Below are 13,103 nucleotides of genomic sequence, written 5' to 3'. Positions count from 1 at the left end.
CTCCCGCCGCGCCTGGCCGAGGCGGTGCGGGCGTTCCTGCCGGGGGTGCCGGAAAAACTCGAGGCCGCCGTGGCCCACCTGCGCTACACGGACGGCATGGCCGAGATCTCGGTCTTTCAATGCCCGGCGGAATCGACGCTGGGGCGCCTCGTGCGGCGCCTGGCGCCCGCCCGCCGCGCGGGTCCCGCGGGGGCCGGGGAATCCCCCCGGCGCGTGACCGCCCGCCGCTTCGCCGACCGCCGCGGGGCGGCCTATCTCATGGAGCTCGAAGGGACGCTCGTTCTGGTGGCGGGCAATCTCCCGCCGGAGATCGACCCCGGCGTGGAAGAGATGATCCGGAGCTTCCGGCCGCTGCGGTAGGGCCGGCGGCGCGTCAGGCGCCCCGCCACGGGCCCGCGATCGCGACGGTCAGGCCCGCCTTCTGGATGTTGACGAAGAGGGTCGAGCCGTCCGGCGAGAAACAGGCGCCCGCGAACTCGGAGTCGCCCCGCGGATTGCGCGCCAGGTTGTAGAAGCGCCCCTCCGGCGTCACGCCGACGACGTGCTGCTCCTTCTTGGCGTTCTCGCAGACCACGAGATCCCCCCACGGCGCCACCGTCAGATTGTCGCAGTTCTCCAGAAGCGTGTCGTCGTTGGGCTCCACGAAAAGCTCCAGGCGGCCCGGCGCCCGCGCCTCGCCGGGACGGCCCTCCTCGGGCGAGGGGACGTACCGCCAGATCTGGCCCTTCTTGTTGCGCCCGCCCGACGTGCAGGCGAAGTAGACCGCCCCGCGGCCGTACCAGATGCCTTCGCCGCGGCTGAAGGCGGCCGCCCCTCGGGCGAACCCCTGCCGGCGCAGATCGTCCCCGGGCGACTCCACGTCCTCCAGGTCCACCCATTCGACGTCGAGCGGCGCGCCCAGCGGAACGGAGGGGCCCTTCCCGTCGTTGCGCGTCGTCAGGCCCGGCTTGTCCTTGACCTTGAGCGCCTGGAGCCGCCCCCCGCGGGCGAGCCGGCCGGGCTCTTCCGGCAGGTATCGGTAGAGAAGCCCGTCGCTGCGGTCCTCGGTTTCATAGACCGCCCCGCTGCGGGGATCGACCGCGACCGCCTCGTGGTTGAAGCGCCCCATCGCGCGGATCGGAACCGGGTCCGCCAGGCGCGGCTCGGCCGCGGCGGGGACTTCGAAGACGTACCCGTGATCCTTTCCGGCGCCTTTCGCGCCCGCCCGCTCGGTCGTCTCCTCGCAGGTGATCCAGCTCCCCCACGGCGTAGGGCCGCCGGCGCAGTTGCGCCAGGTTCCCGCCAGACTCAGGAAGTGCCGGACAAGCCTGCGCTCGCGGGTGTCGTAAACGAGGGTCGTCGTCCCCCCCGGGCCGGGCCCGGCCGGGTCGTACACCTTGGCCCGGTCGATTCTCGGGAAAAGCTCCGCGCGCTCGCCGAAGGGGCCGTGCCGGGACGGAGGCTTGATCTCGTGGTTGCGCACGAGGATCGTCAGCCCGTCCGGACCCGGGAAGGCGGCCATGCCGTCGTGGGCCGCCGGAACCCGGAATCCGTCGTCCATCGTCTCCCCCGTCCGGGAGAGGATCCGGTAGGAAAAGCCGGGGGGCAGGTCCAGGATCCGCGCGGGATCCGGGACGAGCTCCCCATACCCGGGCGCCCGGGCGCTTCGCTCCTGACCGAGAAGCTCCCTCAGGCCCAGGAAACCCGCCCCGAAGGCGGCCGAGGCGCGCAGGAAATGGCGGCGCGAAAGATGCATGGTCCGACCTCCCACGCACGGAGAATCCCGCCCCCCTGTTTTTAGATGGCGTTAAGGTATGGAAACATGTCGCCCCGGCGCCCGGCCGACGGGAAGAAAAAGCCTCCCGGAGGGGTCTAATTGCGCGGTAGGATCTCCATCGATGCTCCTGGGAGAAATTCTCCGCCGCCGCGGCGCCGTCACCGACGAGCAGGTCCGCGAAGCCCTCCGCCTCCGCGAACCCGGAGAGCGGATCGGCCAGACGCTGGTCCGCCTGGGTTGGACCCGCGAGGAGGAGGTCCTTTCGGCCCTCGCCGAGCAGATGCGCCTGCCCCTCGTGGATCTCTCCGAAGCGCGCGTGGACGCGGGCCTGGCGCGCCCCGGCATCGTCAAGACCGTCTTCGAACGCAAGGTCCTGCCCCTCGAGCGCACGAACGGGGCCGTGCGCGTGGCGGTTTCGGATCCCCTGGACCTGGAGGCCCTGGACGACCTGCGGCTGCTGCTCGGTTGCGACGTGGAGCCGGTGCTCGCCCGCCCCGCCGAGATCGAACGGCTGATCAAGCTCCACTACGGGGTCGCCGCCGACGAGGTCAACCGGATGGTGGACGCGGCCCGGGAGGAAGCCGCCGCCGCGCCCGCCGGCCCCGCCGACGAGGCCGCTCTGGCCGAGGACGCCGCCCTCGTCAAGTTCGTCAACCAGATCTTCACCGAGGCGGTCCGCGACCGCGCCAGCGACATCCACGTCGAGCCCATGGAGAACGAGCTCAGGATCCGCTACCGGATCGACGGCGTCCTCCACCGGGTGCCCATTCCGCCGGAAATCAAGCGCTTCCAGGCCGCCATCGTCTCGCGCCTGAAGATCATGGCGGGGCTCAACATCGCCGAAAAACGGCTGCCCCAGGACGGACGCCTGCGCCTGGATCTCCTGGGACGGGAAATCGACGTGCGCGTGTCGGTCATTCCCAACGTCTGGGGCGAAGGGGTCTGCCTGCGGCTCCTCGACCGGGCCAACATGGCGATCTCCCTCGAGGAACTCGGCATGCCCCCCGGAGTGCTCGAACGCTTCCGGGGCCTGATCGCCGAACCGCACGGGATCCTTCTGGTCACCGGGCCCACCGGGAGCGGCAAGACCACGACCCTCTACGCCGCGCTCCAGAAGATCAACACGATCGAGGACAAGATCATCACGATCGAGGACCCCGTCGAATACCAGCTTCCGGGAATCAAGCAGATCCAGGTGAACGCCCGGACGGGACTCACCTTCGCGGCGGGGCTGCGCGCCATCCTGCGGCACGACCCGGACATCGTCATGATCGGCGAAATCCGCGACCTCGAGACGGCCGAGATCGCCGTCCAGTCCGCCCTCACGGGGCACCTGGTCTTCTCCACGCTCCACACGAACGACGCCCCGAGCGCGGTGACCCGGCTTCTGGACATGGGACTGGAGCCCTTCCTCGTGGCCAGCACGGTCGAAGGGCTGCTCGCCCAGCGGCTCGTCCGGAAGGTCTGCTCCGCCTGCCGCCGGGAGGTGCGGGCGCGGGACGGGGAATTCGCGGACGCCCTGCCGGCGGATCTGCGGTCCTTCTTCCGGGGCGCCGGCTGCGACGCCTGCCGCGGCACGGGCTACCGCGGCCGCGTGGGCCTGTTCGAGCTCATGGTCGTGGACGACGCCGTGCGCGAGATGATCCTGCGCCGCGAAAGCGCCGCGCGCCTGAAGCGCTACGCGGTCGAGCGCGGGATGCGGACGCTCCGCGAGGACGGCTGGGACCGCGTCCGCGCCGGGGTGACCACGCCCGAGGAGGTCTTCCGGATCACGAAGGCCGACAAGTATTAGCCGCCCATGCCGCAATTCACGTACAAGGCGAAGAAGGAGGACGGGTCGATCGTCACGGGGATCCTCCAGGCGGAAAGCGAGCGGGGGGCGCTGGATTCGCTCGGCCGCATGGGGGTTTTCCCCCTGGAGCTTTCGTCCCGCGACGAGACGGAAGCCGCCCCCGCGCCCGCCGCCCGGCGCGGCCGCCGTCGCGCCCGCAGGGCCGACGTGGCGCTCTTCACCCGCCAGCTCGGCGACCTCCTCAAGGCGGGCGTGCCCCTCAACCGGGCGCTCCGGACGCTCGCCGCGCAGACCTCCAACCAGGAGCTTTCCGGCGTGGTCGCCGAGATCGAAAAGGCGGTCTCCGCCGGAAGCTCCCTTCACGAGGCGCTCGGCCGGTTCCCCCGCCTCTTCCCGCCCCTCTACGCGAGCATGGTCCGCGCGGGCGAGACCGGCGGGTTCCTGGAGGACGCCCTGCGGCGGCTGGCGTCCTTCCTCGAAAAGGACGAGGAGCTCCGCAGCCGCATCGCCTCGGCCCTCGCCTACCCGGCGCTCCTCATCGTCATCGGCACCTTCGCCGTGGGCTTCCTCATGGTCTTCTTCATCCCCCGCTTCAGCGAGATCTTCGCGAAGCTGGGGGACGACCTGCCGGTCCCCACGCGGATCGTGATGGCCGCTTCGTCGTTCGTGCGGGACGGCTGGCCGTTCCTTCTGGGAGGCCTGGCCGTCGCGATGGTCCTGGGGCGCCGCGCGGGGGAAACCCGGCGGGGCCGGCGGGTCCTCGACCGCCTGCGGCTGCGGGCGCCCCTTTTCGGCGAAGTCGTCCGCAAAAGCGCCGTGGCCCGCTTCGCCCGCACGCTCGGCACGCTCCTCAAAAGCGGCGTCCCGATCCTCGAGGCTCTCTCCATTTCCAAGGAGGCCCTGGGCAACGCGATCCTGCGGGACGACGTGGACGAGGCGGCCGCCGGCGTCCGCCAGGGCCGCAGCCTCGCCGAGATCCTCCGGCGCACCCGGTCGTTCCCTCCGATGGTGACCGACATGATCGCCGTGGGCGAGGAAAGCGGAAACCTCGACGAGGTGCTCCTTCAGGTGGCCGATTCCTACGACGCCCAGGTGGACCGGGCCGTGCGGGTCTTCGTGGCGCTCTTCGAACCGGCGCTCCTGGTGCTCATGGCCGCCCTCGTGGGATTCGTGGTCATTTCGATGCTGCTTCCGGTGTTCAGCCTGTCGAGCATGATTCGATGAGGAAGGAGACCGTCATGAACCGCCGTCACCGCCGCCGCCGCCCCCGCGGGGGCTTCACGCTGATCGAACTGCTGCTCGTCGTCGTCATCATCGGGATCCTGGCGGCCATCGTGGTGCCCAAGCTGGCCGGCCGCTCGGAGGACGCCCGCATCGCCGCCGCGAAGGCGGACCTGAAGACCCTGGCGGGCGCGCTCGACCGCTACGAGGTGGACAGCGGCCGGTTCCCCACGACCGAGCAGGGGCTGGCGGCGCTCCTGGTGAAACCTTCGAGCGCCCCGGAGCCCAAGAGCTGGAAGGGACCCTACATCGACGGCCGCGAGCTTCCCAAGGACCCCTGGGGCAACCCTTACCTCTACCGCTTCCCCGGCGAACGAAACACCCAGGGCTACGACCTCTATTCCGCCGGGCCCGACGGACAGCCGGGCACCGAGGACGACATCGAGAAATAGCCGTGCGGCGCGCGTCCGTCCGGGGGCTGGCGCTCTTCGAGCTGGTGCTCGTGATGATCCTCATCACGCTGATCGCGGGGCTTCTGGTCCCGCGCTTCTCGGACTTCATGCCCTCGTGGCGGGTGCGCACGACGGCGCGCCGGATGGTGGCCTGGCTCCTTCACGCCCGGGGGGAGGCGGCCTCGACGGGGCTGGTGCATCGCTTCGTCTACGACCCCGCCGGGCGCCGCTACGGCCTGGTCCGCGAGGCGCGCCCCTTCCGGGAGCCGGGCGTGTTCGAGCCCCTGGCGGGCCTCTGGGCGGGCGAGGAGCTTCCCGAGGGCGTGGAGCTTTCTCTCGAGGGATTCGCGCCGGGAGAGGACGGCCGGAGGTACCTCGAATTCCGGCCGGACGGCACGGCGCGCCCGGCGGCGGTGACGCTTTCGAACGACCGGGGCGACCGCGCCGTGGTGCGCGTGGCGGGGGCCGCGGGCCGGATCTTCCTGGAACGGCCGGAGGGACCGCCGTGAACGGGGCGCGGCGAGGCTTCACCCTGGTCGAGGTGATCGTGGCGCTGGTCGTGACGGCGGCGGCGCTGACGGTGCTGGCGCAGGGGATCTTCTCGGCGGGGCGGGCCTCCAGCGCGGCGCGGAACGTCACGCGCGCGGCGCTCGTGGCCGGCCGGGTGGTCGCGGAGTTCGAGGCGGGGGAACGCGCGGCCGACCGGGCCGCCGAGGGGCGCTTCGAGGACGAACCGGAGTTCGCCTGGGAGGCGCGGCCGGAGACGTACGAACCGGGGCTCGTGCTTCTGACGATCGTAGTCCGCTGGGAGGAGCGCGGGCAGGAGCGCACGCTCGCGGTAACGCGCCTCCTGCGGGAAAGGACGCAGGCTCCATGAGGAGGCCGCGAGGGTTCACGCTCCTGGAGCTGCTCCTGGCGCTTTCGATTTCGGCGGTCGTCCTGGGAGCGGCGTATGCGCTCTTTCGGGCGGGCCGCTCGCTTTCCTCGCGGGCGGAGGCGCTGGCGGAAATCTCCCAGGCCGCCCGGGCGGTCCTGCGGAGGCTCGAAGGGGATCTGCGGGCGGCCGTCCGGCCGAGCCGCGCCTTCGACGCCGGCTTCCGAGGGACGAAGGGGGGAACGGAGGCGCTCCGCCGGGACCGGCTGGAGTTCGTGACGGCGACCGAGGCGGTCCCGGGAGGCATCGATCTGGGGGCCGTGTCTTACTGGATTATAGAGGAAGGAACCGGAGCCGGCCGGCGGGGACTCGTGCGGGAGCGCCGGGCGGCGCTGACGGCGGAGACGGTCGAGGCGGGCCGTCCGGAGAACGTCGAGGAGGTCGCTCCCGAGGTGGTGGGGCTGGGGTTTCGGTACTTCGACGAGGGCGAGTGGCGGGAGGAATGGGATTCGGCGGCGGTGGGGAAGCTTCCGCGGGCGGTCGAGGCGACGCTTTGGGTGCGGGGCGAATGGCGGGGGGAGGAAGTGGTGGAGCGGTTCCTGACGCGGGTGTATCTGCCGGTGGCGGCCGAGCAGCCGCCGGAGGAGTGACCGCGCATGCGGCGGGACGGAGTGGTGCTGGTGGTGGCGCTCTGGGTCCTGGCCGCGCTGACGCTGCTTCTTTATGCCTTTCTGGGCGAGATGGGGGCGGAGTACGCGCTGGCCCACCGGTTCGCCGACGACCGCAAGGCGGAGCAGCTGGCCTGGAGCGCGATCGACCTGGCGGCGTCCACGGTCCTCAACGATCCCAAGCCGTGGCAGGAGCTGACGGATCCCTGGGCGGACGACCCGTTCCGCTTCTTCGAGTTCCCGCTGGGCGAAGGAGCGGTGACGGTGATGCGCCCCTCGTGGGGGGACGATCCGCGGATGTACTGGGGTCTGGACGACGAGGCGTCGAAGATCAACCTCAATACCGCGCCCAAGGAGGTGCTTCTCCTTCTGCCCGGGATGACCGAGGAGATCGCCGATTCCATCCTCGACTGGCGCGACGCCGATTCCACGCCCGGGCCCAACGGGGCGGAGGACGGGTACTATCTTTCGCTCGACCCGCCGTATCGGTGCAAGAACGCGCCGTTCGAGACGGTGGAGGAACTTCTGTTCGTCCGCGGCATGACGCCGGAGATCCTGTACGGCCGGGACGCCGACCGCAACGGGCTTTATGACCGTCGCGAGCTGGAGGGCAACGCGCGGCCGGATCCTCCGCTTTTCTGGCTGGTGACGGCCTGGAGCCGGGACCGAAACGTGACGCTGGAGGGGGGGCGGCGGGCGAACCTCAACACGGCGGGTCCGGACGAGCTTCGTTCGGCGGGTCTGAATCCGGGGGAGGTGCAGGGGGTGCTGGGCTACCGGGCGGCCCAGGGGGCGTTTCCCAGCGTGGCGCATCTTCTGGACGTTCTGTCGCCGGGGCGGTTCCGGCAGGTGGTCGACCGCGTGACGGTAGGGCCCGCGGAGGAGGTGCCGGGGCTGGTGAACGTGAACACCGCATCGCGGGAGGTCCTGCGGACGCTTCCGGGAATAACGGACGAGGTGGCGCTCAAACTCATGGCGCGGCGCGCCTCGGGGGCGGAGGACCTGTCCACGATCGGGTGGCTTCTGGAGGATCTGGGGCCGGAGGGGCTCAAGCGGGTGGCCAACCTGGTGACGGTTCGTTCGTACCAGTTCCGGATTCACGCGGTGGGGCGGGTGGGGACGCCGTACGGGACGGAGCGGGGGGATCCGGCGGGGGAGCGGCCGGGGGCGTTCCGGCGGATGCTGGCGGTGTTCGACAAGATGGCGGCTCCCGCCCCGCGGGTGGTGTACTGGGCGGACTGGACGCGGCGCGGGATGCCGTACGATCCGGCGATGGGGCCGGAAGCGCGGGTGGGACCGTGAAGGCCTTCTGGGCGGTGGAGATCGGATCGCGGCGGCTGGCCGCGGCGCACGCGCGCGCGAACGGCCGCGGGGCGGAGATCGTCCGTCTGGAGACGGCGGAGCTTTCGGGGCCGGAGGGAGTGCGGGAGGCGGCGGCGCGGTGCGGCCTTTCGGGGGGGCGGGCGGTGGTGGTGGTGCCCCGGAGGCACGCGATTTTCCGGGAGTTCGAGCTTCCGGAGGGGACGCCGGAGGAGCTGGCGGCGATGGCGCGTTTCCAGGCGGAGCGGCGGCTGCCGCTGCCGCCGGAGCGCGTGCACATGGCGTTCGTGGAGCTGGGCCGTGCGGAGGGCAAGGTGCGGATGCAGCTGGCGGCGGTGCCGCGGGAGGTGCTGGATCCGGCGGTGGCGGCGCTCGAGGGGGCGGGGGTGAAGGTGGTGGGGGCGACCGTGAGCACGTTCGCGCTGGCCGGGCGGGTGCCGCCGGACGAGGCCGGGATGGTGGTGGCGTTCGGGGACGGGGAGGTGGAGGCGGCCGGGCCGGGGACGCTGGAGACGGCGCCGGCGGCGGGAGCGTGCGCGGCATGGGCGCGGCCGGGGGGATTGCCGGATCTCCTGCGGCCGCCGGAGCCGCCGCGCCGGTTCCGCTGGACGCGGCTGCACCGCGCGGGGGCGCTGGCGGGGGCGGCGCTCGTGCTCCTGCTTGTCTGGTCCCAGGCGGCGCTGGCGGACAAACGGCGCGAGCTGGAACTCAAGCGTGCGGCCCTGGCGAAGCTTCAGCCTCAGGTGGCGGAGGTGACCCGGCTCGGCCGCCAGACGGCGCTGGCGCACCAGTGGTACCGGGACCGCAACACGTGGCTTCCGGTGCTCGGGGCGCTGCGGCGCAACGTGGACACGTCGCGGCTGTGGATCGTGACGGCGACGTTCGAGGACCCGGGGGTCGTGCGGCTTCAGGGCAAGGCGCGGGACGACAAGCCCGTCTACGAACTCGTCTCGGCGCTCGAGAAGACGGGCCTTTTCGGGCCGATCAAGATCGAGCGGATCATTCCGAACGCCGACCGGGGGGAGTACCGGCACGATTTCACGATCGAGGCGCGACTGGCGGGGACGGACGGCCGCCGGAAGGGGGCGCGATGAACCGGCGGACGAAAACCCTCCTCGGGGCGGCCCTCGCGGCCGCGGGGCTTTTCCTGGCCGACCGGGGGTTCTCCGCGCTCTGGTGGGACCCCTGGCGCAGGCTTTCGGAGGAGATCCGGCGGACGGACGAGGAGATCGCGCGCGCGAACGGGATTCTCGAGCGGCGCGCCTCGGTCCTGGAAGGCTGGCGCAAGATCCGGGAGCTTCTGGACAAGCCGCGCACGCCGGACGTGCAGACGCATTTCTACTCGCACCTTGGATCGATCTGCGACCGGATCGGGGTGGGGGTGGACGTGCAGGGGACGGGCGCGTCGGGCCGCCAGGAGGGGGATTTCAAGGAGCACGTCTACGACATGAAGTTCCGGCTCACCTGGGCGCAGTTCGTGGATCTCTTGCGGGAGCTTCACGACTCGAAGGAATTTCTCAAGCCATTGCGCATTTCGGTGCAGTCGCATTACGAGCGGGAGGACCGGCTCGACGTGGACCTCAAGGTTTCGACGATCGAGTACGCCCCGGCGCCCGCGAAGCGGGGGTGAGCGCGGAGGGGGACGGCGGCTAGGCGAGTCCTCCCGGAAGCGGGACGACTCGAAGCTTTTCTTTTCCGGCCAGACGCCGGGCCGCTTTGAGCGGGTCCGCATCGGCGGAGACGAACTGAACCGCGACCCGTTCCCATCGCGAAACGCCGAGCGCGACCGCGAGGATCCCCGCGTCCGCCCCCTTCAGGTTCGTGCGGAGAATAATCTCGCGTGCCAGTTCGTAGTCCGCATCGAGCTCATAGAAGGCGAACTTCTCGAAATGACGCTCCAGCTTTCTCAGTTCTCCGGCGTCCCCGGCGAGCCTCCAGACCTTCGAAAGGGCTTCGAGGGCGGCGATCCGCGCCGTGGCGAAACCCAGGTTCAGGCCCGTCGGCTCCTCCAGGAGCGAGGCGGCCTGCCGGTGTCCCCTCTCTTCCTGAACGAGCGCCTTCACGAGCCCGGTGGAGTCGAAGAAGCGAATCATTCGCTACTCGCGCTCCTCCGAGAGCTCCAGGCTGGGAGCGCGGCGGGGGCGGATCCGGAGCTTCACCGGCTCGACGGGGCCCGTGTCGAGGGTCCGCGGGAGCTTCGAAGGCCCGCCCATCGCGCGGAGGGACGCCGCGCGGGCGGCGTCGCGTCCCGGGCGCAGCCCCGTGAGGACGGCGATCCGCGCTCCATGGCGGCGGATGACGATGGGCTCGCCCCCGCGGGCGATTTCCAGAAGGGACGCCAAGCGGCTGCGGAGACGGGCCACGCTCACCTCGATCATGTGTACAATTTTGCACACTCTGAGGGAAGGGTCAAGTTCCGGCGCGGCGCGATCGGACGGAACGCGTCCGGGCCGGCTTCCGGAAAACGATCCCCCTCGCGGAAGCGCCCCGGGGCGCGTCCCCCGGCCGTACGTTGAATAGCGGACGATTTCCGGGAATACGTCCCCGGTCGGGCGCTCCAATCAGGGTGGGAGCCGTCCGGGGGCCTTTCCCGGGCGGGAAACCGTGCGATGACCGGATGGACGACGGCGCTGGTTCTGGTGCTTCAGGCGGCCTCGGCGCGGCTGGAGGAGCCGCAGGATCCCGACCGCCCGGCGCTTTCGGCGGCGGAACTGGCCGCCCTTCGCAGCCATAACATCTTCTCCCCTCCGCGGCCGCCGCGGAAGCCGGAACCCTCCCGCCGGGAGGAGCGGCGCTCCGAGGCGTCTTCGGCCCCCGCGGCGCCCCCGCGGCCGCGGCCCCCCGTCGTCACCGGCATCTACCTCGACCTTTCCGCCGGGGTCCACGCGGCCGTCCTCGAGGACCGCAACGAGGAGCGGCTCCGGCAGTTCCGGGAACCCCGCACCGTCCGGCCCGGGGACGCGATCGGCGACTTCCGCGTGGAGGCGGTCGAGGCCGACCGGCTGATCCTCAAGCGAGGCGAGGAAACCGTGACGCTCAAGGCGGGCGAGGCGCTCCCCGACGGCGCGGCTCCCGCGGCGTCGGCGACCCCCGCCCCGGCCCCGGACGGTTCCTCGTCCGAAAACGTCCTGGAGAGAATCCGGAAGAGGCTGGGCAAGAACCGGTCCTCGGAAGAAGAACCTCGTCAGTGAGCGGGAGGAGGAATCTATGGTGAACGTGACGGCGGCGATTCTGGCTCTTCTGGCGGCGGCTCCGGACGCCAAGGACGACGTCAAGGCCGCGGCGCGGAAGCTGGCGGAGCAGTCCTACGCCTGGGTTTCGACGCCCCGTAGCGAAGGCCGCGAAGGGCGATTCCAGCCCGGCCCCGTGGAAGGCCGCATCGAGAAGGACGGCCCGGCGGTGCTGACGCTCAAGCAGGGCGACACGACGGTCGAGGCCGTGGTCAAGGGGTCCAAGGTCGCGGTCAAGACCGCCGAGGGCTGGAAGACGGAAGAAGAGCTTCGTCGGGCGGACGGCGGCGCCGAGCGGCGGCGCGACGCGGCGGCCTTCGTGGCCCGGCGCCTGACGGGCTTCAAGCCCCCGGCGGCGCTGGCCGAGAGCCTCGCGGACAAGGCCAAGGAACTCAAGGACGAAGGCGAGGGCGTCTACGGCGGCGAGCTTTCCGAGGAGGCGGTGCGGGAGCTTCTCTCCGTGGGCCGTCGCGGCGCGCAGAATCCGCCGGCCGTTTCGGGCGCCAAGGGGACCGTGCGTTTCCACCTCAAGGAGGGTATGCTCGTCAAGTACGAATACACGCTCCAGGGCCGGATGACGTTCGGCCAGCGCGAGGTGGACGTCAACCGCACGACCGTGGTGGAGATCAAGGACGTGGGTTCCGCCAAGGTCGAGGTGCCCGAGGAGGCGCGGTCGAAGATCCAATGAGGGGAGGCGGCATGCGGAGCTGGGTGCTGGCGGCGGCGGTTCTCGGGTGGGCCGCGGCGTCGGCGGCGGGGCAGGAGGCGCCGGAGGAAAAAAAGCTCCGGTTCCAGTTCAAGGACGCCTCCGCCGACGCCGTCCTCCAGTACGTCAGCTCCGTCACCGGCTGGATCTTCGTCCAGGAAAAGCGCGTCACGGGCACGATCGACGCCGTGAGCGACACCGAGGTGCCCGTCTCCAAGGTCCTCGACTTCCTCAACGCCGCGCTGCGCCGCCATGGGGCCACCATCCTCAACCCCTATTCGCCGGGGCTTCCCAAGCCCGGCCAGGTCCTCAAGGTGCAGGACGTGGACGCCGCCAAGCGGCTGAATCTCGAAATCTACTCCGGCTCCAACCCGGACGAGATTCCCGTCAGCGACCAGATGCGCACCCAGATCGTGCCTCTTAAGGCCGTCAACGTGGTCGAGGTTCAGCGGGAGCTCGGCGAGGTTCTGCGCGCGGCCATGGGCGACGGCGGCCAGGTGAGCGTGTCGAGCTACTCGAACTCCGTGATTCTCGTGGGGCGCTCGGACGGCATCAACCGGGCCGTCCGGATCCTCCGGGTGATCGACGTGAGCGCCTCGGCGGAGCTCAAAATCCGCGTCTTTCCCCTCCGCAACGCGGACGCCCAGGAGGTCGCGCGCGTCCTCAACGACGTCTTCCGCAAGGAGGCCGTGCAGGGCCAGACGGGCCAGCAGGCGGGCTTCAACATCTGGCGGATGTTCGGGGGCGGCGGGGACCGGGAGCGGGGGCGGGACGGCCAGGGGCCGCAGCCGCGGGCGCTGGCCCACGAGATGGTGCGGATCACCGCCGAGCCGCGCACGAACTCCATCATCGTGACGGCCACGGAAGACAACATGAAGGTCATCGAGGACCTCCTGCGGAGGCTCGACGACCGCACGGCGACGGCGCTGCGGCTGAAGCTTTATCCGCTGCGGTACGCGGACGCCACGGCGGCGGCGAAGCTCCTCAACGACCTTTTCGCGCCGGCGGCCTCCTCGGGGGGCGGCGGCCAGGGAGGCGACCGCGGCGGGCGGGACGGGCGGCGGTTCCTGCCGGTGTGGCTGGG

The 13,103-nt window shown here is 71.2% G+C and carries 16 protein-coding genes; 13 read left to right on the top strand and 3 right to left on the bottom strand.

Features of this window, described 5'->3' with window-relative positions; genetic code table 11:
- Positions 1–360, top strand: a 360-nt coding sequence (locus VNO22_11720; protein ID HXG62039.1) for a hypothetical protein, incomplete at its 5' end; no start/stop codon positions are given.
- Between the two features lie 13 nt (positions 361–373).
- Here the strand turns inward: VNO22_11720 and VNO22_11715 are convergent.
- Complete coding sequence (locus VNO22_11715) at positions 374–1,735, bottom strand: alkaline phosphatase PhoX (protein ID HXG62038.1); 1,362 nt, start codon at positions 1,733–1,735, stop codon at positions 374–376.
- Positions 1,736–1,877: 142 nt separating this feature from the next.
- Between VNO22_11715 and gspE the strand changes: the two genes are divergently transcribed.
- From gspE to VNO22_11670, 9 genes are read left to right on the top strand one after another with little or no spacing between them, the layout of a single operon-like run.
- On the top strand, positions 1,878–3,548 hold the full coding sequence (gene gspE / locus VNO22_11710; GenBank protein HXG62037.1) for a type II secretion system ATPase GspE: 1,671 nt from the start codon (positions 1,878–1,880) through the stop codon (positions 3,546–3,548).
- A gap of 6 nt (positions 3,549–3,554) precedes the next feature.
- Positions 3,555–4,772: a type II secretion system F family protein gene (locus VNO22_11705; protein HXG62036.1), complete on the top strand. Its 1,218-nt coding sequence runs from the start codon at positions 3,555–3,557 to the stop codon at positions 4,770–4,772.
- Positions 4,769–5,221 carry a type II secretion system major pseudopilin GspG gene (gspG, locus tag VNO22_11700; GenBank protein HXG62035.1) on the top strand — a complete coding sequence of 151 codons (453 nt, stop codon included), beginning with the start codon at positions 4,769–4,771 and terminating at the stop codon, positions 5,219–5,221. Before VNO22_11705 ends, gspG begins: the two co-directional genes overlap by 4 nt.
- Before the next feature lie 2 nt (positions 5,222–5,223).
- Positions 5,224–5,730, top strand: a complete 507-nt coding sequence (locus VNO22_11695; protein HXG62034.1) for a GspH/FimT family pseudopilin — start codon at positions 5,224–5,226, stop codon at positions 5,728–5,730.
- Entirely contained in the window at positions 5,727–6,098 is a 372-nt protein-coding gene (locus tag VNO22_11690) for a prepilin-type N-terminal cleavage/methylation domain-containing protein (GenBank protein ID HXG62033.1), read from the top strand. Before VNO22_11695 ends, VNO22_11690 begins: the two co-directional genes overlap by 4 nt.
- A complete protein-coding gene (locus tag VNO22_11685) occupies positions 6,095–6,745 on the top strand; it encodes a prepilin-type N-terminal cleavage/methylation domain-containing protein (GenBank protein ID HXG62032.1) in 651 nt (216 codons plus the stop codon). The genes VNO22_11690 and VNO22_11685 overlap by 4 nt, the downstream gene beginning before the upstream one ends.
- Positions 6,746–6,751: 6 nt before the next feature.
- A complete protein-coding gene (locus VNO22_11680) occupies positions 6,752–8,065 on the top strand; it encodes a hypothetical protein (protein ID HXG62031.1) in 1,314 nt (437 codons plus the stop codon).
- A complete protein-coding gene (locus VNO22_11675; GenBank protein HXG62030.1) occupies positions 8,062–9,177 on the top strand; it encodes a hypothetical protein in 1,116 nt (371 codons plus the stop codon). Before VNO22_11680 ends, VNO22_11675 begins: the two co-directional genes overlap by 4 nt.
- Positions 9,174–9,713, top strand: a complete 540-nt coding sequence (locus VNO22_11670) for a hypothetical protein (protein ID HXG62029.1) — start codon at positions 9,174–9,176, stop codon at positions 9,711–9,713. The genes VNO22_11675 and VNO22_11670 overlap by 4 nt, the downstream gene beginning before the upstream one ends.
- A 19-nt stretch (positions 9,714–9,732) precedes the next feature.
- Here the strand turns inward: VNO22_11670 and VNO22_11665 are convergent, their stop codons facing one another.
- Positions 9,733–10,176, bottom strand: a complete 444-nt coding sequence (locus VNO22_11665; protein ID HXG62028.1) for a hypothetical protein — start codon at positions 10,174–10,176, stop codon at positions 9,733–9,735.
- A 3-nt stretch (positions 10,177–10,179) separates the two neighbouring features.
- Positions 10,180–10,461, bottom strand: a complete 282-nt coding sequence (locus tag VNO22_11660) for a type II toxin-antitoxin system prevent-host-death family antitoxin (GenBank protein ID HXG62027.1) — start codon at positions 10,459–10,461, stop codon at positions 10,180–10,182.
- Between the two features lie 231 nt (positions 10,462–10,692).
- On the opposite strand from VNO22_11660, the gene VNO22_11655 reads away from it, so the two are divergent.
- The 3 genes from VNO22_11655 to VNO22_11645 form a co-directional block, all read left to right on the top strand.
- Positions 10,693–11,274: a hypothetical protein gene (locus VNO22_11655; GenBank protein HXG62026.1), complete on the top strand. Its 582-nt coding sequence runs from the start codon at positions 10,693–10,695 to the stop codon at positions 11,272–11,274.
- A 16-nt stretch (positions 11,275–11,290) separates the two neighbouring features.
- Positions 11,291–12,001, top strand: a complete 711-nt coding sequence (locus VNO22_11650; GenBank protein ID HXG62025.1) for a hypothetical protein — start codon at positions 11,291–11,293, stop codon at positions 11,999–12,001.
- Positions 12,002–12,012: 11 nt separating this feature from the next.
- The coding region (locus VNO22_11645) for a secretin N-terminal domain-containing protein (protein HXG62024.1) at positions 12,013–13,103 on the top strand (1,091 nt) is incomplete at its 3' end.

Source organism: Planctomycetota bacterium (genome assembly GCA_035574235.1).
GTDB lineage: Bacteria > Planctomycetota > MHYJ01 > MHYJ01 > JACPRB01 > DATLZA01.
This window is presented reverse-complemented; position numbering and strand designations above follow the sequence as displayed.